The organism is Rahnella sp. GSA61A (assembly GCF_019969905.1).
In the GTDB taxonomy this organism is placed as follows: Bacteria; Pseudomonadota; Gammaproteobacteria; order Enterobacterales; family Enterobacteriaceae; genus Rahnella; species Rahnella aceris.
Genome location: NZ_JAHXYO010000014.1, coordinates 134,624 through 156,330 on the forward strand (window position 1 = coordinate 134,624; position 21,707 = coordinate 156,330).

21 protein-coding genes are annotated in these 21,707 nt (G+C 53.4%); 9 read left to right on the forward strand and 12 right to left on the reverse strand.

The window, feature by feature from the left end; all coding sequences use genetic code 11:
• Positions 1 to 10: 10 nt before the first annotated feature.
• From LC431_RS17865 to LC431_RS17875, 3 genes are all read right to left on the reverse strand, one after another.
• Complete coding sequence (locus LC431_RS17865; RefSeq protein ID WP_013577313.1) at positions 11 to 1,660, reverse strand: Na+/H+ antiporter; 1,650 nt, start codon at positions 1,658 to 1,660, stop codon at positions 11 to 13.
• A gap of 268 nt (positions 1,661 to 1,928) precedes the next feature.
• Positions 1,929 to 3,296 carry an NCS2 family permease gene (locus LC431_RS17870; protein ID WP_223510136.1) on the reverse strand — a complete coding sequence of 456 codons (1,368 nt, stop codon included), beginning with the start codon at positions 3,294 to 3,296 and terminating at the stop codon, positions 1,929 to 1,931.
• A 409-nt stretch (positions 3,297 to 3,705) separates the two neighbouring features.
• Complete coding sequence (locus LC431_RS17875; RefSeq protein WP_013577315.1) at positions 3,706 to 4,374, reverse strand: glutathione S-transferase family protein; 669 nt, start codon at positions 4,372 to 4,374, stop codon at positions 3,706 to 3,708.
• Positions 4,375 to 4,642: 268 nt separating this feature from the next.
• On the opposite strand from LC431_RS17875, the gene LC431_RS17880 reads away from it, so the two are divergent.
• Positions 4,643 to 6,736, forward strand: a complete 2,094-nt coding sequence (locus tag LC431_RS17880; RefSeq protein ID WP_015690534.1) for a bifunctional diguanylate cyclase/phosphodiesterase — start codon at positions 4,643 to 4,645, stop codon at positions 6,734 to 6,736.
• A gap of 10 nt (positions 6,737 to 6,746) precedes the next feature.
• Here LC431_RS17880 and LC431_RS17885 read toward each other — a convergent pair whose 3' ends face one another.
• Together LC431_RS17885 and LC431_RS17890 are read right to left on the reverse strand one after the other, a co-directional pair.
• Entirely contained in the window at positions 6,747 to 8,309 is a 1,563-nt protein-coding gene (locus LC431_RS17885; protein WP_223510137.1) for a methyl-accepting chemotaxis protein, read from the reverse strand.
• Positions 8,310 to 8,544: 235 nt separating this feature from the next.
• Positions 8,545 to 9,348, reverse strand: a complete 804-nt coding sequence (locus LC431_RS17890) for an inositol monophosphatase family protein (RefSeq protein ID WP_013577318.1) — start codon at positions 9,346 to 9,348, stop codon at positions 8,545 to 8,547.
• Between the two features lie 157 nt (positions 9,349 to 9,505).
• Between LC431_RS17890 and LC431_RS17895 the strand changes: the two genes are divergently transcribed.
• The 3 genes from LC431_RS17895 (at position 9,506) to LC431_RS17905 (ending at position 12,096) form a co-directional block, all read left to right on the forward strand.
• Entirely contained in the window at positions 9,506 to 10,138 is a 633-nt protein-coding gene (locus LC431_RS17895) for a LysE family translocator (protein WP_013577319.1), read from the forward strand.
• An 81-nt stretch (positions 10,139 to 10,219) separates the two neighbouring features.
• Positions 10,220 to 11,308: an ABC transporter substrate-binding protein gene (locus LC431_RS17900; protein ID WP_112151065.1), complete on the forward strand. Its 1,089-nt coding sequence runs from the start codon at positions 10,220 to 10,222 to the stop codon at positions 11,306 to 11,308.
• 47 nt (positions 11,309 to 11,355) lie between these two features.
• Positions 11,356 to 12,096, forward strand: a complete 741-nt coding sequence (locus LC431_RS17905; RefSeq protein ID WP_013577321.1) for a molybdate ABC transporter substrate-binding protein — start codon at positions 11,356 to 11,358, stop codon at positions 12,094 to 12,096.
• Positions 12,097 to 12,124: 28 nt separating this feature from the next.
• Here the strand turns inward: LC431_RS17905 and LC431_RS17910 are convergent, their stop codons facing one another.
• Positions 12,125 to 12,982, reverse strand: a complete 858-nt coding sequence (locus tag LC431_RS17910; protein WP_013577322.1) for a PA4780 family RIO1-like protein kinase — start codon at positions 12,980 to 12,982, stop codon at positions 12,125 to 12,127.
• A 447-nt stretch (positions 12,983 to 13,429) separates the two neighbouring features.
• On the opposite strand from LC431_RS17910, the gene LC431_RS17915 reads away from it, so the two are divergent.
• A complete protein-coding gene (locus tag LC431_RS17915; RefSeq protein ID WP_015690537.1) occupies positions 13,430 to 14,545 on the forward strand; it encodes an SDR family oxidoreductase in 1,116 nt (371 codons plus the stop codon).
• Positions 14,546 to 14,770: 225 nt separating this feature from the next.
• Here LC431_RS17915 and LC431_RS17920 read toward each other — a convergent pair whose 3' ends face one another.
• The 3 genes from LC431_RS17920 to LC431_RS17930 form a co-directional block, all read right to left on the reverse strand.
• Positions 14,771 to 15,394 carry a glutathione S-transferase family protein gene (locus tag LC431_RS17920; protein WP_217217597.1) on the reverse strand — a complete coding sequence of 208 codons (624 nt, stop codon included), beginning with the start codon at positions 15,392 to 15,394 and terminating at the stop codon, positions 14,771 to 14,773.
• A 35-nt stretch (positions 15,395 to 15,429) separates the two neighbouring features.
• Positions 15,430 to 15,963: a GNAT family N-acetyltransferase gene (locus tag LC431_RS17925; protein WP_013577325.1), complete on the reverse strand. Its 534-nt coding sequence runs from the start codon at positions 15,961 to 15,963 to the stop codon at positions 15,430 to 15,432.
• Positions 15,964 to 16,048: 85 nt separating this feature from the next.
• A complete protein-coding gene (locus LC431_RS17930; protein ID WP_162906083.1) occupies positions 16,049 to 16,927 on the reverse strand; it encodes an AraC family transcriptional regulator in 879 nt (292 codons plus the stop codon).
• A 188-nt stretch (positions 16,928 to 17,115) separates the two neighbouring features.
• On the opposite strand from LC431_RS17930, the gene LC431_RS17935 reads away from it, so the two are divergent.
• Complete coding sequence (locus tag LC431_RS17935; RefSeq protein ID WP_013577327.1) at positions 17,116 to 18,021, forward strand: DMT family transporter; 906 nt, start codon at positions 17,116 to 17,118, stop codon at positions 18,019 to 18,021.
• A 116-nt stretch (positions 18,022 to 18,137) separates the two neighbouring features.
• On the forward strand, positions 18,138 to 18,518 hold the full coding sequence (locus LC431_RS17940; protein ID WP_013577328.1) for a tautomerase family protein: 381 nt from the start codon (positions 18,138 to 18,140) through the stop codon (positions 18,516 to 18,518).
• Between the two features lie 21 nt (positions 18,519 to 18,539).
• Here the strand turns inward: LC431_RS17940 and LC431_RS17945 are convergent, their stop codons facing one another.
• The 3 genes from LC431_RS17945 to LC431_RS17955 all read right to left on the reverse strand — a co-directional run bounded on the left by LC431_RS17945 (position 18,540) and on the right by LC431_RS17955 (position 19,995).
• Entirely contained in the window at positions 18,540 to 18,884 is a 345-nt protein-coding gene (locus tag LC431_RS17945) for a type II toxin-antitoxin system PemK/MazF family toxin (RefSeq protein WP_013577329.1), read from the reverse strand.
• Positions 18,884 to 19,138, reverse strand: a complete 255-nt coding sequence (locus tag LC431_RS17950) for a transcriptional regulator (protein ID WP_223510138.1) — start codon at positions 19,136 to 19,138, stop codon at positions 18,884 to 18,886. Before LC431_RS17950 ends, LC431_RS17945 begins: the two co-directional genes overlap by 1 nt.
• A 116-nt stretch (positions 19,139 to 19,254) precedes the next feature.
• Entirely contained in the window at positions 19,255 to 19,995 is a 741-nt protein-coding gene (locus tag LC431_RS17955) for an SDR family oxidoreductase (RefSeq protein ID WP_013577331.1), read from the reverse strand.
• Positions 19,996 to 20,116: 121 nt separating this feature from the next.
• Here LC431_RS17955 and LC431_RS17960 point away from each other — a divergent pair, with 121 nt between their 5' ends.
• Together LC431_RS17960 and LC431_RS17965 are read left to right on the forward strand one after the other, a co-directional pair.
• The gene (locus LC431_RS17960) at positions 20,117 to 21,019 is read left to right on the forward strand and encodes a LysR family transcriptional regulator (protein ID WP_013577332.1); all 903 of its coding nucleotides are present in this window, start codon (positions 20,117 to 20,119) and stop codon (positions 21,017 to 21,019) included.
• A 54-nt stretch (positions 21,020 to 21,073) separates the two neighbouring features.
• Positions 21,074 to 21,559: a hypothetical protein gene (locus tag LC431_RS17965; RefSeq protein ID WP_131638583.1), complete on the forward strand. Its 486-nt coding sequence runs from the start codon at positions 21,074 to 21,076 to the stop codon at positions 21,557 to 21,559.
• Positions 21,560 to 21,707 lie beyond the last annotated feature (148 nt).

Below are 21,707 nucleotides of genomic sequence, written 5' to 3' on the forward strand. Positions count from 1 at the left end.
CTGACAGAAACTACACTTCTTTTTCGACAAGCAGCGCTTCAAGTAAATCGAGGTCATGCAGCAGTTTTTGCAGCGTCTCGTTACTGATTTTCTGCGTGGCACGCAGGTGATACAGCTCACCACGTTCAGCGCGCAGCGCGGTCAGACGGAAGCGGCGCTCGAGGTTTTCCAGCTTCAGCGCGGTTTCCATATCATCGCGGTTGGCCGTGCGTCGCCGTAACGTCCCGATAACCCGCGAACTGATTTCCTTCAGCGTCTGTTCATCAATGTTTTCTTCGGTATCCGCCGCCAGACGCTCTTCCATCTTATGCAGGCTTTCAATCGCCACTTCCGCCGCGACCGATTTCGCCATGCGCTCTTCTTCGCGATAAGCGGTACCATCAGCCACCACCACGCCTTTGAGCAGGAACGGCAAGGCAATCACACCGGCAATCAGCGAGAACAGAATGACGCCGGTCGCCAGGAACACCAGCTGATAACGCGACGGAAACGCCGAACCATCGGCGAGGAATAACGGAATCGACAACACACCGGCCAGCGTAATGGCTCCGCGCACACCGGCAAAAGACGCCACCCACAGTTCACGCGTACTGTAGCTGCCAAACAGCAGCGGTTTCTTTTTCAGGAAACGGTTGCTGAAATTCTTCATCACCCATAGCCAGACAAAACGCAGGATCAGCAGCGCAAAGTAGATAATCCCGACATCGGCAAACAGGTGCCACGTCACGATAGACGGGTCGTGTGTCGCCTGATCAATTGAGTTCTCAAGAATGCCCGGCAATTGCAGGCCCAGCATGATGAACACCATGCCGTTGAACACGAACTCAAGCATCGCCCAGACGCTGTTCGCACGCAGACGCATCGCCAGCGGTGCGTTACGAATAATGCCGGACTGGCTGATGGTCATCCCTGCAGCCACAGCGGCCAGAATGCCCGACACACCAATGTGTTCGGCAATCAGATAAGACGCGAACGGCAACAGCAGCAGGAAGACGATTTGTGTCGCCGGATCATCACCGCTCCAGCGGCTCATAATGCGCAGCGATTTACTGTACAACCACGTCACCGCCACACCGGCCATCAGACCGCCAATCGCGACTTTCAGGAACTCAACACTGGCACCACCGACGGTAAAGATCATCGTGCCCATCGCCACGGCGATAGCGAATTTCAGCGACACCAGACCGGACGCGTCATTCATCAGCGCCTCACCTTCCAGCACGCTCATGATCGACTTCGGAATGCGGCCCTTACCGACAATGCCGCCCAGTGCCACGGCATCGGTCGGCGACAGCACCGCAGCCAGCGCGAACGCGGCCACCAGCGGAATATCCGGCACCATCATATAAATCAGATAACCGATACCGACGACAGTGAGCAGCACCAGCACCAGCGCCAGCCCGAGAATTTCGCGCCCGTGGTGGAGGAATTCACGGGTCGGGGTTTTCCAGCCATCGGCGAACAGCAACGGCGGGATAAAGAGGACGAGAAACAGTTCCGGATCGAAGTCCACGTGCAGGCCAAAATTGGGCCACGCCAGCAAAGCACCGACGGCAATCTGCATTAATGGAAGAGGAACCTGAAATGGCAACATTCTGGTGACGACACCGGAGAGCGACACCACCAGAATCAAAATCAGAATGGTAAAGAAGATTTCCATGCTTTCCTTAGACTCTTGTTTTTATGAATTTCAGCCAGACACAGGTGAGTGAGTCCGGAGCGAACCTTGGAATAGTAGATCAAAAGGGGACGGGATTTAAATCAGTGCGTGCGGTTACATCAGAGAGGGTTTGCTCCTCCCCCTGCGAAGGGGGAGGACGGGAGGGGGTTTTAATGACAAAACTCATGCCAAAGCACACTTCAACCTACTGATTCGTCATTAATACCCCACCCCAACCCTCCCCTTCGCAGGGGAGGGAGCAAACAGATCAAATAGCCCATCCGCCCGCATAAAACACCACTAACGCTACGGCGATAATCACCGTGCCGATGTTCAGTTTTCGCCATTCGCCGGAGAAGATGCGTCCAATCACCAGTGCGCTGAAACCGAGCATAATACCGGTGACGATGTTACAGGTCAGAACGATAAATACTGCGCACAGTAACCCTGACATCGCATCCACGAAATCATTGAAATCCAGTTTGGTGACATTGCTGAGCATCAGCAAACCCACGTACATCAGCGCGGGTGCGGTGGCGTAAGCCGGTACCAGATAAGACAGCGGAGAGAGGAACAGCATCAGCAGGAACAGCACACCGACGACGGTAGCCGTCAGACCGGTTTTGCCGCCCGCCGCCGTACCGGCTGCCGATTCGATATAAACCGCTGCCGGAGATGCGCCAACCAGGGAGGCGAAAATACTGCTCACGGAGTCAGCCGTCAGGGCTTTACCGCCGCTGATGATCTGGCCGTTTTCATCCAGTAAGTTTGCCTGTCCGGCGACAGCGCGGATGGTGCCGGTGGCATCAAACACCGCTGTCATCACCAGTGCCAGCACGCTGGGCAATACCGCAGCTTTCAGTGCACCCAGAATATCGAGATCGAAAATCACCGATTTACCGTCAGCCCCCGCCAGAGAAGGCATGGCGAATAAACCCTGATATTTCACTGTTGGATCGAAGACCAGGCCGATAATGGAAATCGCGATAATCACCAGCAAGATACCGCCCGGAACGCGCAGTTTCTCCAGGCCAAAAATCACCGCCAGACCAAGCAACGTCATCACGACCGGGAATGAGGTAAATGCGCCGAGTGCCACCGGTAAGCCGTCCAGCGGGTTTTTCACCACCAGACCGACGCCATTGGCGGCGATCAGTAACAGGAACAGGCCGATACCAATACCGGTACCGTGCGCAACGCCGGTTGGCAGATTGCGCAAAATCCACGAACGGATGCCGGTCACCGAGATAATGGTGAACAACACGCCCATCAGAAATACCGCGCCGAGCGCCACCGGTACGCTGATGTGCTGGCCGAGAACCAGACTAAACGCGGTAAAAGCAGTCAGAGAAATGGCGCAACCAATCGCCAGCGGCAAATTCGCCCACAGCCCCATCAGCAGGGAGCCGAAACCGGCGACCAGACAGGTCGCGACAAACACTGCGGTTGGCGAGAAGCCCGCTTTGCCGAGCATCGAGGGCACGACAATCACCGAATAGACCATCGCCAGAAAGGTGGTTAAGCCAGCGATAACTTCCTGGCGGACGTTACTGCCACGCGCACTGATTTTGAAAAAAGCATCAAGCGGGCCTTTTGGCGCAACTGCGCGGCCAGCTTGAGGTTGTTGACTCGACATGGAAAATCCTCTGAATGTCTTTACTGATTAGCCGGCGTGGTCATTATGAAACCGTTTCTGCACGTTCACTTCCTTATTTGTCGCCTGAAATCGCCGAAAACGGCGTCAGAACGGCAAGGCAAACGTTTAACTCGCATCGCGTGTGGCAGGACAAAAAATTACGCAAACGATTATCCTGCCTTTAACCGCCGTACATCAACCGTGAATGACAACAATTTACCGTTGTCTGGTCAATAAAAACGCGGTTGTGGTGGAAATTTATCCGGTGGCAGAAAAAGAGACAAACAAGGAGGGGAAAGAAGGGAAATAAATAACAGGGTATTTATTGTGGTTTATCTTTTATAAGACGTTTATTACGTAAAACTCCGCCCGTAATGAACGCCTGAAAATATAAAAAATGGATAAGAAATTAACGCAAAATATTAAACGAACCGCCGTTTTCCAGCACTTTCTGATATGCCGGACGCGCGGTGACATTCGATAACCAGGCCTTCAGCAGAGGATATTTTCCCAGTCCGGCGCGGGCATTGATCGCCTCTATCGGGAAACTCATCTGAATATCTGCCGCGCTGAACTGTTGACCGGCGAAATAAGGATGTGTACTCAGATGCTGTTCCAGATAATCCATATGCGTATAAATCTGCTTATCCAGATAATTCTTCTGCACGCCCTGTCCTATGGCGCCGGCAATCGGACGGATGAGCCACGGCATCGGCGGTTTACCCAGACGGCTAAAAATCAGCTTCATCACCAGCAAAGGCATCAGAGAACCTTCAGCGTAGTGTATCCAGTAACGATACTGCTGATGCTCAGCAAACGCCGTGGGTTTCAGCGTGCCCGCCTCATCGTACACTTCCTGCAGGTATTCAATGATGGCGCCAGATTCCGCAAGGATCAGCCCGTTGTCTTCCAGCACCGGCGACTTGCCCAGAGGATGGACTTTTTTCAGCGATGGCGGCGCCAGCATGGTTCCTTTATCCCGCTGATAACATTTGATTTCGTAAGGGACGCCCAATTCTTCGAGCATCCATAAGATTCGCTGTGAACGGGAATTATCCAAATGATGCACAGTTAGCATAAAAGTCTTCTGTCCTTTTTCAATTAATTATTTGTTAACTATAGACAACACTTTCAAAGCGCGTATCAGATTCGCTTTATTAACCCTGACTTTCTTCAGGGTTAATTTATCAAAAATCTTTTTATTTGATTAAAATCACTTACGGATTAATCTTAATTATGCCAAAAAAATTATCGCAACTTCGTTCGCCTTTAATAAGGCTTAATGCCATTATCGCCGGATAACAAATTAACCCGTCGCTTTCGACTCTCTGTTGGTGGAGCCTCACATGTTTTCCAGTAATTACAACAATGTGCTTGTGATGTTTTCGTTCATTGTTGCAATGCTTGCCTCTTATACCGCGCTTGATATGGCAGGCCGGGTTGCCACCACAGAGGGAAAGGCTTCCCGACTTTGGTTAACAGGTGGCGCCATTGCAATGGGTATCGGCATCTGGTCGATGCATTTTATCGGCATGCTGGCCTTTAATGCTTCGATGCCAATGGGTTACGACCCTTTAATTACCCTGCTTTCTATGCTGATTGCCATCATTTCCTCAGCTTTTGCGCTGTGGCTGGTATGCCTTGAGGAGTTACCCACCGGGCGGTTACTTGCCGGTGCCTTGCTGATGGGCGGCGGTATTGCCGCGATGCATTACACGGGTATGGCGGCGATGCAGATGATGCCGCCCATTGTCTACGATTACCGTTGGGTCGCGTTATCCGTGGGAGTGGCGATTGTCGCCTCCGGCGCGGCGCTGTGGATGGCATTCAATCTGCGTCATCAGTCACCCAATGTCCGTCTGCTGCGCATCAGCGCTGCGGTGGTAATGGGCGCTGCCATTGTCGGTATGCATTACATTGGCATGGCTGCGGCACAATTCCCGATGGACAGCCACAGTATGGCGGCGTTCAGCGGCGTAGACAATAACTGGCTGGCACTGCTGGTGATTGTGGTCACGCTGGCGATTCTGGCGATCACCCTGATCATTTCTATCCTTGATGGCCGGATGCAGGCACGCACCTCGATTCTGGCATCTTCGCTGGCACAGGCGAACCGCGAGCTGACCCAACTGGCGCTGCACGACAATCTGACCCATTTGCCAAATCGTTTGTTGCTGGAAGACCGCCTGAGTCAGGCGTTTCAGAAAGCGTCACGTGGCGAATCACAGTTTGCGGTGCTGTTTTTCGATCTCGACGGATTCAAAGCCGTTAACGATGCCTTCGGCCATCACATCGGCGATCAGCTGTTAATTTCAGTCACCGAACGCCTGCAATCGCAGCTGAGGGCGACAGATACGCTGGCGCGGCTCGGCGGCGATGAGTTTGTGCTGCTGGTTGAGATCACCGAACCCACCGATGCCTCGCAACTGGCCGATAAACTGGTGCATCTTATTGCGCGTCCGTTTTACGTTTCCCGCTACGAACTGCTGGTCTCTGCCAGCGTGGGGATCGCGGTGTATCCGGGCGATGGCGAGAATGAACGCGAGCTGATGCTCAATGCTGACGCCGCGATGTATCACACCAAAAATTCCGGCCGTAACGGTCACAGTTTCTTCCAGCCGTCGATGAATGCCAATGCCCAGAACCAGCTGCAAATGCTCAATGATTTGCGTCTGGCGGTTGCACACCATGAGCTGCGTTTGCACTATCAGCCGAAATTTATTGCGCCTTACGGGCCGGTGAGTGGCTTCGAAGCGCTGCTGCGCTGGGAGCGCGACGGTAACCTCCTCAGCCCGGATGTGTTTTTGCCGCTGGCGGAAAAAACCGGACTGATTATCCCGATTGGCGAATGGGTGCTCAATGAAGCCTGTCGCCAGTTGCGGGAATGGCATCTGGCCGGTCATACGCAATGGACGGTAGCGGTGAATCTTTCCACGCTGCAATTTGAGCAGGCGAATCTGGTCGAAATGGTGATTGAAACCATTGAACGCCATCAGATCCCGCCTGAAATGCTGACGCTGGAAGTGACAGAAACCACCGCGATGCGTAACCCGGATGCCAGCGTGGAAATTCTGGAGCGCCTGACACAGTACGGCGTAAAAGCCTCCATTGATGATTTCGGTACCGGCTATTCCAGCCTGCTCTATCTGAAACGTCTGCCGGCCAGTGAGCTGAAAATCGACGGTGCATTTATTAATGACCTGATTGCCGGTAGCGAAGACGCCAGTATCGTTTCTGCGATCATTGCCCTCGGCCAGACGCTGAACCTGAAAGTGGTGGCCGAAGGCGTTGAAACGATCCAACAGCAGGAATTTCTGACGCAACTGGGCTGCGACACCTTACAGGGTTATCTTCTGGGGCGTCCGATGACGCCACAGCAGATTGCCCAACACCCCGATACGGACTGGGAGTCGCAGATAACCCTCACAGATAAAGCCTGATGCCCCCGGCTCAGGCTGTCGCCGTGCGGAAAAATCGCACGGCGTTGCGTAGCTCAACGCTTTGTTCCGTCAGGGATTGCGCCGCTGCCGCTGCCTGTTCCACCAGCGCGGCGTTCTGCTGCGTCACCCTGTCCATCTGGTCAACGGCAATCCCCACTTCGTGAATACCGGTGTGCTGCTCAGAACTTGCTGTCGAGATTTCTCTGACAATTTCAGCCACCTTATTCACCGAGCTGACAATCTCATTCATGGCTTTACTGGCGCGATCAGCCTGCAATGACCCTTCGGCAATTTTGCTGACGGTGCCCTGAATCAGATCTTTAATTTCTTTCGCCGCCTGCCCGCTTTTTTGCGCCAGCACCCGCACCTCACTCGCCACCACCGCAAACCCTTTACCCTGCGTACCGGCACGCGCCGCTTCCACGGCGGCGTTCAGCGCCAGCAGGTTGGTCTGGAAGGCAATGCCTTCAATCACGCTGATGATATTGATAATTTCATTCGAACTGCCGGAAACATCACGCATATGTGCCTGCATCCCCGTAACAATCACGCCGCCCTGAGACGCTGTTCTCGAGGTTTCCAGCGCCAGCTGGCTGGCCTGCCGGGCGTTCTCAGCGTTCTGGCTGACGGTCGCGGTCAGGTTTTGCATATTGGAACTGGTCTGCACCAGCGAGGCCGCCTGTTCTTCGGTGCGCTGTGATAAATCCACATTACCCTGTTCAATTTCACTGGCGGCATGATTGATGGATTCACTGCCTTCCATAATCTGATGAATAGTTTTATTCAGTTGCTGGTTCATGCCGTTCAGCGAAGCCAGCAAACTGCCGTCATCACCCGGTTTCAGCGTGATTTTTGCCGCCAGATTACCGGCAGCGATTTCACGCATAATAGAGGCGGCATAAGCCGGTTCACCACCCAGTTGTTTCACCAGATGGTGCGCCAGCAGCAGCGCCATCGTCAGTGAAAGAATAAACGCCACGCCGACCAGCACTAAAAACATTGCGCTGGCCGTGTGATAGCTGCTGCGCGCATCCGCTGCCGCCTGCTCACTGTTGGTCAGCTCGTTTTTGACCAGCGTTGCCAGATCCGCCATTAACTGTGTGCGATATTTCCGTGAGTTATCGCCACTGATTTTCGTGGCCTGCGCAATGTCGTTGCGTTCAACCGCCGCAATTACATCATTATTCGCCAGCGAAAACTGCTCAAAATTAGCGACGATTTGCTTAAACAGATCTGACTGACTGCCGCCGCTGTCCAGCTTCAGATACGCATTTTCCGCGTCTTTAAAAGTGGCAACCGCCTGAAGGATTTCGACCCGGTGGCCGTCGCGCGGCGCCCCCTCTGGCGAGGCGATATATTGCACCTGTTGCAGGCGTAATTCCGCCAGCGTGCCGCGCATCACCAGCGGATACTGCACGCCGGGAAGCCGGTAGGCACGGTAGTTTTCAATCTGCTGATTACTGCTGTTGAGCAGCCAGGCTGACATCGCCGCCAGAATCAACAGCAGGCTCAGGACGAGTGCGAATGCACCCAGCAAACGGGCAAGTATGGAAAGGTTGGTGATCTTTTTCATCTGGGCACATCGGAAAGTCAGTGACAGGAAACACTCATAACGGCCGGAATGAAGGGAACTTTAGGGAAAATGAAACTATATTTCATTTTGTTAAGCGCTGTCTTTCGTAATGTAATTTTAGGGTTACCGGACGAATTTTTCATGTTACCGGCCCGCCTTAAAAACATGATCTGCCACGCGTTGCAAAGATTTGCTCTCTCATAAAGAGAGAGCACTCAGCGCGACTCACTTTGGCTCACTTCGGTTCAAAAGCGGGCCATAACGGAGTGACTGCCGACAACAGATTCGCCGTACCGGCCGCCACCGACATGTGTCGGAAATTGTCGCTGCCGTCCGCTGTCTTCGCGAATTTCACCACCGTTTCCAGCCCGGCTTCCTGACACAACACCGTGCCGCCAGCGATATCCCACAGCGTGGTGCGCCGTTGCAGATGGCCGTCGATAATGCCTTTTGCCGCAAACACCATGCCGACCGTGGTACAGCGATAACAATGTACTGACCAGTCAGCCGCGCGGATCCCCTGATAAAAGGCCGAGGCTTCGTCCAGCTTGTCGTCCGCACTGTCGCCCAGCGACACAATCTGTACATCTTCAAAACGATCATCGCGACGGAAGGGTTTGTCGTTGAGGAAAATCCCCTTTCCGGATTCTGCTGCAAACAGGTCGTTTAAAACCGGCAGTGCCACAATGCCGATCACCGGCTGTTTATTTTCCACCAGCCCGAGCGACACGCCCCACAGCGGCGAACCGCGCAGGAAATTCGAGGTGCCGTCGATAGGATCAATCACCCAGCACGGCGCGTCGGTCAGAATGCCGCCCATCTCTTCGCCGATCACCGCATCCTGCGGAAAATGCTCTGCCAGCCGGGTGCGGATAAACTGCTCAACCGCCAGATCGGCTTCTGAAACGAAATCCTGCGTACGCTTACTGCTGATTTCGATAGCGTCCCGGCGGTGAAAAAAGTCCAGCGCCAGTCTGGCGGCCTGCGCCGCAATCTGACTGGCAACCGCCAGACGCGGGGACATCATAGTGTTGGTCATGATAAATCCTGAGTTTTCAGTCGGAAGGAACAAAAGCTGTCTTCATAGAATGCATCGGAATCGATGAATAAAAAATGACAACCTGCCACTTGCTAAAATAGCGTAAAACACTCTATATCTGTGTGCTTCAACTTTCTGAATTTTGCCGGAGATTTCCATGCCCGATGCCGCCCATTGGTTGCCCTTTCTGCTGATTTGTCTCGGGCTGGTATTAACGCCCGGCCCGAACATGATTTACCTGATTTCACGCTCACTCTGTCAGGGGCCGAAAGCCGGACTGATTTCCCTCGGCGGCGTAGTGCTGGGCTTCCTGTTTTACATGTTGTTTGCTGCGCTCGGCATTACCGCGCTGCTGATGGCGGTGCCCTTCGCTTATGACGCCCTGCGCATCGGCGGCGCTGCGTATTTGCTGTATATGGCGTGGCAGGCGGTGAAACCCGGCGGACGCTCGCCGTTTCAGGTCAGGGATTTACCCCGCGACAGCAATAAAAAACTGTTCACCATGGGGCTGGTCACTAATCTGCTGAACCCGAAAGCGGCGGTGTTATATCTGACGCTGTTACCGCAGTTTATCGTGCCTGAACAAGGGCATGTGCTGACGCAGTCGCTGATTCTGGGCAGCTCGCAAATTCTGATCAGTGCGACGGTCAACGCGCTCATTGCCCTTTCGGCCGGTTACATTGCCGTCTTCCTGGCCGGACGACCATTGTGGATGGTCATCCAGCGCTGGTTTATGGGCGCAGTGCTGGGCGGGCTGGCTATGCGTATGTTGCTCGACGGGCGTAAATAACCGGCCATTTGTCACGCGTCATATTCAGTTCCGCATCAACGCTATATAATCCTTTGCATAACGAAACCAGAGGATTTTTCCATGCGTCTATTTTCATCCCGATTTTTGCCTTCCGTTGCCTTGCTCGGGCTTGCCCTGAGCCTGGCTTCCCCTTGCGCTTTTGCCACACGCCAGATAACCGATCAGCTTGGCCGTCAGGTCACGATTCCCGATCAGGTGGATCGCGTCGTCGTTTTGCAACATCAGACCCTTAATCTGCTGGTTCAGCTGGATGCCACCAAAGATATTGTCGGCGTGCTGAACAACTGGCAGCGACAACTGGGCAGCGGTTATGTGCGTCTTGCGCCGGAACTGGCGAAAACGCCGGTGGTCGGCGACCTGACCAGCGTGAACCTGGAAAGCGTGGTGGCGCTTCATCCGCAAGTGGTGTTCGTCACCAACTATGCACCACAGGAAATGATCGACCAGATCAGCCAGGCCGGGATCGCCGTCGTGGCGGTTTCATTGCGGGATGATCCGAAAGGCGAAGAACATATGATGAACCCGGTGCTGCCGGATGAAGATGAGGCGTACACCGAAGGGCTGAAGAAAGGCATCGCGCTGATTGGCGACGTGGTCAATCACCAGAAACAGGCACAGGCGTTGATCGACTATACTTTTTCTCAGCGTCAGTTAACTGGCGAGCGGCTGAAAGATATTCCGGCCAATCAGCGGATCCGCACGTATATGGCAAATCCCGATCTGACCACTTACGGTTCCGGCAAATATACCGGCCTGATGATGGCGCATGCCGGTGCGATGAACGTTGCGGCAGCCACAGTGAAAGGGTTTAAGCAGGTCGCGCTGGAACAGGTGATCGCCTGGAACCCGCAGGTGATCTTCGTGCAGGACCGGTATCCGGAAGTGGTCGGGCAGATCACCGGTGATCCAAAATGGCAGGGTATTGATGCGGTCAAAAATCACCGCGTTTATCTGATGCCGGAATACGCCAAAGCCTGGGGCTATCCGATGCCTGAAGCGATGGCGATCGGCGAACTGTGGATGGCGAAAAAACTCTACCCGCAAAAATTCGCTGACATCGATATGCAAAAACAGGCTGATGCCTGGTACCAGCGCTTCTACCGGACGGATTTTAAACCCGCGGCAGACGCGGCGCGCGCGGGGAAATAGCCTCGTCTCCGGCGCTTTACGTTGAGGCAATGTGACAAGGAGACCTGATGACAAATACGATTAAAGTGCTGGCGGCAGGGAGTTTACGCCGCGCATGGGCGCCGCTGTGCGATGCTTTTACGGAAGAAACCGACAGCAAAGTCGACGTGGAATTCGGCCCCGCCGGGCTGTTGCGCGAACGTATCGAACAAGGGGAAAAGGTCGATCTGTTTGCCTCGGCCAATACCGCGCATCCGCTGACGTTGCAGCAGCACGGTAAGGCGCTGGACGTGGAAGCATTTTGCGGCAACAGCCTGTGTGTCACCGCCCGAAAAGGGCCGGAACTGGATAAACTCAACTGGCTGAGCGTATTACTTGATCCCCGTTTTCGGCTGGCGACATCGACGCCGCAAAGCGATCCTTCCGGTGATTACACCTGGCAAATGTTTGAGCAGATCGAAAGGCGACATCCCGATGCCGGGGCTATTTTACGCAACAAGGCGCTGCGTCTGGTGGGCGGTGAGAAATCGGCCAAAATTCCGGCAGGCAAACTGGCGGCAGAATGGCTGATTTGCAGCGGTCAGGCCGATGTTTTTATCGGATACACCAGTTATGCCGCGCTGTTGCGGGAAAATGATGCGCTGGAAGTCTACAACATTCCGGCGGATTACAACGTGCGGGCCAGATACGCGCTCGCGACCTGCACGGAGAAAGGGAAACCGCTGGCAGAATTTATTCTTTCAGAAACCGGCCAGCATATTTTGCAGAACGCCGGTTTTTGCGGGAGACATGCGGTGATGCCGGAATAGAAAAAATACAAACAGGTACAACGCGACCTTAGTGATCGAGGTCTCTTTCTTTCATTGCCCGCTGACGATCGTAATACTCATCTTCAGCGGCAGTGATTTCATCGAGCAGCGAATCCACATCGGCTTTGTGCGTATCTTCGGTGAACAATCCGGTCAGAATAGTTTCCGGTGTCAGTTTGCCGTCTTCGTACAATGCCCAGATTTCTTTGGCAAAGCGCGTTTCCAGCAACTGCGGTGCAAACTGCCCGTAGTACTCGGTCATGTTATTCACATCGCGCTCGAACATCGATTCAGCGTGGTTATTGGCAGCGGCGTCCACGGCCTGCGGCAGGTCGATAATCACCGGCCCTTCAGCGTCCATCAACACGTTAAACTCTGACAAGTCACCGTGAACGATACCGGCGCACAGCATGCGCACGATGTTGCGGATCATGGTGTCGAAATCGGCTACCGCTTCTTCTTCAGTCAGGATGACGTCACTCAGACGCGGCGCGACTACGCCGTCAGCGTCGGTGATAAGCTCCATCAGCAGCACGCCGTCCAGACAAATGTAAGGCTGCGGCACGCGCACACCGGCATTCGCCAGACGGAACAGTGCATCCACTTCGGCTGTCTGCCAGGATTCTTCCTGCTGTTTACGCCCGAACTTTGAACCCTTTTGCATCGCACGCGCGTTGCGGGTGTTACGGACTTTACGGCCTTCCTGATACTGCACGGCCTGCTTGAAGCTACGTTGTGTCGCTTCTTTATACACTTTGGCGCAGCGGATCTCTTCACCGCATAAAACGGTGTAAACATCGGCTTCTTTGCCACTTTTCAGTCGACGGACCACATCATCAATCAGGCCGTCATCCACCAGAGGTTGGATTCTATTTGGGATTTTCATGCAGCCTTGTACCTTATTTCAGCGCATGAGGGAATGACCTGCGCAATATTCCCTGCATTACACACCAGACACGCCGTTCGCGTCATCCTTTCTGATCCTTATCGCTTACTGTTCTCAAGGGTACAGTTTAACGTAGTGGCGATGGAGTGGATACTTTATGCACATACGTTATCACTTTTTACCGCTGCTTTTCACCGTCAACGCCCGCCGGGGTTTTATGGCACCCTGATTAAATTTAACTTAAATAATTAATTTATGTCCGCTAATTATTTCTTACTGTAAATAAAGCATGCCAGTTAATAAATTTTTATGTCTTCGGAACTTTTTCTTTAACTTAAGCTTTTCGTGCTGTTTACGCTTCGTTTATTCAAGGCAAAAAACGGTATACGTTCCGTTTAGAATAGAGGTGATACTGTGCCGGTAATTTCCCGTTGCAGGTCTTCTGATATGAATACTATTTTAATAACCGGTGCCACTGGTTTTGTTGGCGGAGCTGTCGTTGAATATTTTCTTCGCCAGCAACTCACCACCAATAATGCATTATTACTCTTAGTCAGGGCTGACGATAATGCGACGGGACTCGCCAGAATTATCGATAATTTGAAGAAGTTTGAATTACATGATACTCAGCTTTCTCCGCTAACTGAGCAATCAATATTGACCGGCGATCTGGCCGATCCGGAAAGTTTTATTCATGACGCGCGTTTAGATAATGTCACTCACGTTATTAACTGCGCCGCCATCGCCTCGTTTGGTCATAATCCGGCCATGTGGCGTGTGAATGTCGAAGGTTCACTGGCCTTCGCCAAACGTATGGTGCAGGTAAAAGGTTTGCAGCGATTTGTGCATGTTGGCACGGCGATGGCATCGATGCCGGATAAAGACAGCGTCTTCTACGAAGGCATGCCGGACAACGAACAGAACGAAGATCTGGTGCAGTATACGGCTTCCAAGCGGGCGATTGAGAATCTTGTCCGCGCCGAATGCCCGTCGCTGCCGTTCGTGGTTGCACGACCGTCGATTATCGTCGGTCACACGCAGCATGGCTGCCAGCCTTCAAGCAGCATCTTTTGGGTGTTCATGATGGCGATTAAACTGAAGAAATTCACCTGTACGCTCGACGATCAGGTGGATGTTATTCCGGTAGACTATTGCGCGATGGTGCTGGTAAAACTGTGTCTCGCCAAAGACCTCAGCCATAATTTTTATCATATTTCTTCCGGCGAAGAGATGTGTACGCCATTCCATGCAATAGATACCTCGGTGGCAAAAGCCAATAATACTTCACGTATTATCAGTGAATATGAACAGACCAGTTATCAGGAATTTACCGGCATCCGCAAACAATTTAAAGATGTGCTCGGCCCGTGTAATGATAAAATTATTTTACGTGCCATTAAACTTTATGGCGGTTTTGCTCAGTTAAACGTGAAGTTTGATAATTCTCGTTTATTAGATATGGGCATTCCAAAACCTGCTGCCTTTAACAGTTATATTGATAAATGTGTTTCCTCAACCCGCGGACAATCTATCAGCGAACTGATGCAGGTTGATTTTAAATAAACCCGGTGTCTGTTAAATATTAAACACTCCCCTAAATCATTCAGTTGCTTCAAGACGGCAACTGAATGAATCCCCGGGAGCTTACATAAGTAAGTGACCGGGGTGAGTGACCAATCTGCAGGGAGCAGATTGGAACGCTGCTTGCAGCGGCTCCTTCAGGAGCGAGGTCCATGGATGGGCCGAGTAACGCAACCAACGCAGAAGCAGCGTGAAGGATGACGGGGATTAGACAAGGCCGTTTCGGCCATACAGCCTGAAACCTTCGCGCTGATTCAGGCGGTCATAATACGCCGTCACTGCCGGTAACGCCGGACGGGACATGGGTGTCATCGACCAGCGGTTCACCGCCAGCCCGAGCGGAATATCCGCCAGCGTAAAATTATCCCCCAGCACATAATCGCCGCTGCGCTGAAGTTGTTCCTCCAGTATCTGCATATGACGGTTCCATTCGCTGACACCGGCATCAATCAGTGCCGGATCCTGATGCTGCGGACTGTTGCGCGCCAGCGCCGGAAACGCATAGCGCCAGGAATTATTCAGTTCACCGGATTGCCAGTCCATCCACTGTTCGGTCAGCGCACGACGTTTCGGGTCAGATGACAGCAAATCTTCGCGCCCTTCCCGCGCCGCCAGATAGCGGCAAATCACGTTGGATTCCCACAGTACAAATTCGCCATCGAGCACTACCGGCACCATCGCATTCGGGTTCAGTGCTTTAAATTCCGCAGTCTGGACAGACTGAAAACCCGAACCGAATTGTTCCTGTTCGAAATCCAGCCCCAGTTCCTGACAGGTCCACAACACTTTACGCACATTGATCGACGGTGATTTACCCAAAATCTTTAGCATGATTTCCCCTGTTAACGTGGTACACGAATAGCCGGTCACGACGGACGAATAAAGATCCGCGTGGCTGAGCCGTGATAAGTGGTATCCGTTTTTGCCACGAAACCACATTTTTCCGCCAGACGAACTGAGGCCTGATGCTCCGGCGCAATAATGCAGCATAGCTGACGATCGACGTGTGTACCGGCCCATTTCAGCACTGCCTGCGCGGCTTCAAAGGCGTAGCCTTTGCCGTGAAATGCCGGAGAAACGACCCAGCCCATTTCCGCCATGCCTTTGAGCGAGGGTGTGATATCGCGCTGATAATCCGCCAGACCAATTTCGCCAACAAACGCGCCTTCTGCACCCGCCGTTTTTTCGAACACAATCCAGTAACCGAAACCGAGCATCTGCCAGTGGCCCGGATACCGCAGCAGACGACTCCAGCTGGCTTCGCGACCCGAAGGCGTGCCACCGATGTATTTCACAACCGCCGGATCGGCCCATTGCGCGGCAATATCTTCAAAATCATCAACATGATGGCCACGTAAAATCAGACGTTCGGTTTCGATAACGGGAGCACTGGTCTGCATGGTTTTTCCTGAATAAGGTGAATTACCATTAACTTAGCACCACAATTGTGCTGACCGGAAGAGAGGTTTTAGCGGGAAATAAAAATCAGACGATAATGCCGCCGCGCAGTGCCGTCGGCGTTATGCCACGCACGGATTTGAAACGGTTACTGAAATGGCTGGCGGAGCTGAATCCGCATTCCAGCGCAATGGACGTGATGTCCATCTGACTGGTTTTCAGCAAGTTTTCCGCGCGGATCAGCCGGGCATTCATCACGTACTGATGCGGTGCCAGCCCCATGCTTTGTTTAAACATGCGGGCGAAGTGGAATTCGCTGAGTTCTGCCAGCGCGGCAAGTTCCGGCAGTAATAAAGGCTGCCCGAGATGCGTGTGAATATAATCTTTTACGCGGTTGAGCATATGCGGTGCCAGCCCGCCGCGTACCGTTGGCAGCGCCCATTGCAGATGGGTGTAATGTTTCACCAGATGCGCCATCAGCAGATTGGCGGCGCTGCTGAGCATCAGCTGATTGCTGTTTTCCTGCCACTGGCTGCTGAGCAAAAAGTGGCGATACAACAGCGTAATTTGCGGATCTTCTCCGAATGTGCGTTCTTCCAGTTCAATCGCCGCCGGGCTGCGATCCCAGGTTTGTTCCACCAGATGTCGCAGGTGTTCGTCGGAGCAATACAGATGCACAAACGACAAATCGTCGCGCACATCCCAGCTCGACATACTGCCTTTCGGCATCAGACAAAAACGATCCGGCCCGCCGCCGTTCCGCCAGCCGCTGCGGGTTTTGTGGTAACACTCGTAGCCGTCGGCAACGTACAGGCTCAGCGTATGGTGATCAGCGCTTTCCTGATTCACGATGTCATTTTTGTTCGACCACGCCGCCAGCTGAATACCGGAACCCAGTTCCACACTGTCATGCAGAACCGCTTTGTGCTGACGCAGCGTTTCAAAAGCCTGATAGACCTTAGTCATGGCGTACCCGTGTGGAGGAAAGATGACGCCCATTTTACGTTTTTCCCCCGCCCCGGTACCAGATCTTGCTGTGCGGGTGACTGAAAAAATGCGCAAGAATATGCAACTCAGCGCAAAACGTTGAAAGCCAGCGGTCTGCCGTTACCGCAGAATGTCCTCAGTCATTACTGTCTGAGTGAGAGAATTCTATGAACGCACTGCTTTATATTTTGGTGATCCTGATCTGGGGTACCACCTGGTTTGCGATTTATCTGCAACAGGGCGACGTGCCGGTCACGGTGTCGGTTTTCTACCGTTTCCTGCTGGCTGCGGTGATCATGCTGGTGGCATTGCTGGCGACACGCAGGTTGCGTCGTCTGGCGCTGAAAGATCACCTTTTCTGCCTGGTTCAGGGTTGCTGCGTTTTTTGCTTCAATTTTTACTGCTTCTATCACGCCGCAGCCTACATCACCAGCGGGCTGGAATCGGTGATTTTCTCGATGGCCGTGCTGTTCAACGCGTTCAACGGCATGCTGTTTTTCCGTCAGAAACTGGCTCCGGCAGTGATCCCGGCGTCGGTTCTCGGGCTGGCAGGTATTATCACGCTTTTCTGGCATGACCTCAGCGCCGCGCATATCGCACCGGAATTGCTCAAAGGCATCGGCCTCAGCCTGCTCGGCACTTACGGTTTCTCACTCGGCAACATGATCAGCTCACGCCATCAGCGTCACGGGCTGGATGTGCTTTCCACCAATACCTACGCGATGTTTTACGGTACAGCCGTCATGGGCGCGCTGAGCCTGATGCAGGGCGCTTCCTTCGCCATCGACCTGACGCCGCAATATCTCGGCTCGCTGGTCTATCTTTCCGTGTTTGGTTCGGTACTGGCTTTCGGCATTTACTTCACGCTGGTCGGCCGCATCGGTGCCAGTCAGGCGGCCTACAGTACGCTGCTGTTCCCGCTGGTCGCACTGACGGTTTCCACATTTTATGAAAATTATCAATGGCATGCCAATGCGGTTATCGGGCTGGCGCTGATCCTGCTCGGTAATCTGGTGATGTTCTGCCGTCCGGCCTGGCTGGAGATGTTCAGGCGCAAAGCCGCTGCGGCGTAGGGCGGCTTACCGGCGGGTACAAAAAAACACTCGACAACTCTCCTCCTCGTGTTGCATACCTGAAAGGCCGCATCCTAAGAGATGCGCGCCCTACAGAAAATAATGAGGAGAATAAAATGCCTTTTGTACGTATTGATATGGTCGAAGGAAAACCCGAAACCTACCGCAAAACCGTCGGCGATGTGATCTATGACGCGCTGCGCTCAGCTCTTAATGCGCCGGAAAACGACAAGTTTATTGTCATCTCCGAACACTCTCCGGCAGAAATGATGATTTCCCCTGATTATCTGAATATACAGCGCAGCCCGAACTGCATTGTGATTCAGGTAACGCTCAACACCGGCCGTACACTGGAAATGAAAAAGGCGTTCTATCACGCCGTCGCTTACGGGCTGCATGAAAAAGTCGGATTACGTCTGGAAGATGTGTTCATCAGCCTGGTGGAAGTGCCGAAAGAAAACTGGTCCTTCGGCAACGGCGAAGCGCAATACGCGTGAGAAAAGGTCTGAAGGTAAACTTCAGGCCAACAAGTTCTCACCACCAATCAGCGGAATGATTCGGGCAAGCACGTCGTTAAAGACGCCACTTTCCGCAACAGCGATAAACTTTGCCTGACGGTGCCGCCAGTCCATTGTATGGATCAACGTGGTGGCAACCACACAAGGTGCGCTCAGATTGTTGACCGGCACTTCGGTCGGCGCGCCCCGGATGCTGCTGCTCACCGGCATACAAATCACCAGCCCGGTAACCTGATTATACGTTTCATGAGACAGGATCAGCGCCGGTCGATATTTGCCTATTTCCTTTCCTTTGGTGGGCTCAAAATCCAGCCAGCAAATATCCCCGCGCTTTGGTAAATACATTAATAATCAAGCTCCCTGTCAGTCGGTTCTGCCAATTCATCAGCGTGAGCATTATACGCGCTCAGCCCCGATAACAAGCTGGCCTCAGTGACCTTCTGCTTATCGGCTTTACGAATTTGCAGCCCGTCTTCAGAAATCTCGATATCAACGACATCACCTTCCTCGAATTGTGGAATTGACTTCAAATTTCCGGACAGCCGTAACGCGATGCTGTTACCCCATTTCTGTAATGTGGCCTGAGTACGCATGTTCATTTCTCCACCGTTGTATCTACAAAGAGTATACAACCAAAAACCCGTAACAGTATTCCTGATACGGGTTTTTGCGAGCTGCATTCCGGCTTTTTATTTTCCTGCGTTAAACGGAAGGATTAAATAATCCCGCCATTCGCCTTCAGCGTCTGGCCGTTGACCCACGCACCGTCGGGACCGGCGAGGAAGGCGACGACGGAGGCGATATCTTCCGGCTGACCGAGGCGCTCGAGCGGCGAGGTTTTGGCGATGGTTTCCACCAGTTGATCCGATTTACCGTTGAGGAATAAATCCGTTGCTGTCGGGCCGGGCGCAACAGTATTGACGGTTATCTGACGGCCGCGCATTTCCTTGGTGAGCACGCGGCTCAGCGCCTCGACAGCCGCTTTGGTCGCGGCATACACGCCATAAGTCGGCTGATATAACCCGACCACGGTTGATGAGAAATTGATGATACGTCCGCCGTCGTGCAGATGTTTCGCCGCTTCACGCAGCGTGTTGAAAGTGCCTTTCAGGTTGATATCGATAAGGCGGTCGAATGCTGCATCGTCGGTTTCGGCAATGGCGGAAAGCGTCATAATACCCGCATTATTCACCAGCACATCCACGCCGCCAAACGCCTGTTCCGCGCTGGCAAACATCCGGCCGACCGCCGCCGCGTCGCTGACATCCGCCTGCGCGCTGATAGCTTTTCCGCCTGCCTGTTCAATTTTTCTGACCACCGCGTCGGCTTCTGCCGCACCGCGTGAGTAGTTCACAATCACGGTAAAACCGTCGTGCGCCAGACGTTCTGCGATGGCGGCGCCAATACCCCGTGATGCGCCGGTGACCAGCGCGACGTTCTGTTTGGATGAAGTCATGATGCGTTTCCTTTTTTCAGTGATTCGGATCTGTTGTCAGTGAGGAAAGCGTAGCCGATTGACGCTGCCGGATAATTACCTGATATTCGTTATCACTATCCGGAAAAGGCGAACAATCATCATGGATAAACTCGACAGCATGCAGTTATTCACCCGCGTGGTGGAGCTGCGCAGTTTTACGCAGGCTGCACAAGCGCTGAATCTGAAACGTTCCACGGTGACCGATGCCATTAAACAACTGGAGTCGCGGCTGAACATCCGGCTTCTGCAGCGTACCACCCGACACGTCAGCGCGACGCTGGATGGCGAAGCCTATTACCAGCGCTGTCTGCGTATTCTGGCAGATGTGGAAGATGCTGAAATGGCGTTTGCCGGTGCGCAGCCGAAGGGGTTATTGCGGGTGGATGTACACGGTTCGATGGCGCGGCATTTTCTGCTGCCCGGCCTGGCGGATTTTCTGGCGCAGTATCCCGACATTGAGTTTTACATGAGCGAAGGCGACCGGCTGGTGGATCTGGTGCGGGAAGGCATTGATTGCGTGATCCGCGCCGGTGAACTGAAAGACAGCGATATGGTGGCGCGCCCGCTCGGTACGCTGCCGGAAATTACCTGCGCCAGCCCGGACTATCTGCAACGTTTTGGCATACCGGAAACGCCAGACGATCTCGCCGGTCACCGGATGATTGGTTTTCGTTCCAGCGCAACCGGCGGGCTGTTGCCGCTGATTTTTCAGGTGCAGGGCAAAAACCGTGAAATCCTGCTGCCGACCAGTTTGTCGGTCAGCGGCGCGGAAAGCATGAAAGAAGCGGCACGGCGCGGGATGGGGATTATTCAGGTGCCGCATTACGGCCTGCTGGAGGATCTGGCGCAGGGAAGTCTGGTACAAATCCTGGCGGATTTCCCGGCCGGTTCACTGCCGGTTTCCCTGCTTTACCCGCGTAACCGCCAGCTTTCACCGCGCGTACGGGTGTTTATCGACTGGATGGTGAAAGAGTTTGCGCGGCGCGATCCGCATCTGACATGATAGTTTTTCTGCTCTGAAAGCATGACGTCACAACGTTAACGACTGGAGACGCCGATGACCACACCTGCTGTATTGCTGCATATCGGCAGCGAAGAAACGCAAGTTATCGTCCGTAATGATGATAACGACGATAAAAGTTTGCTCCTGACACTGGGCTCACAACTCACCTCTGTCGGCTATTTTCATCATTCACCGCCGACGCCGGATGAAATGGAAACTGCCATTATGGTGGTCGAGGACGAAGTGATACGCATCCGGCACGGCATTCCGCCGGGCGCTAAACTGTTCAGCACGGACAACGATATCCGTGCGCTGGCCCGCATTGCCGGTGAGGCGGAAAATGAAGTGATGACGTTGTCGCTCGACGCGGTGGAACGCACTTTCGACCGGCTGGCGCTGGTCATTAATGGCCGCCCGGCGCATTTCGAAGGTATCCCCGACGGCAATGATTTCGCCGCCACGCTGCTGATTTTGCGCGAATTTATGCATCATCTGCAATTTGATGAAATTGTGGTGAGAGGCATGAAATTTGAGATGTAATGATTAACAGCCCCGTCAGGGTAATGCCGATCGTTTAAGGATCAGTTGACCGATCCGGTGGCTCGTGTAAAAAGGGTTCATGCTCATCATGGACCCTTTTTAAATGGAACTTTCACAAGCTCTCGGTATTATCAATCTCACTGCCCCC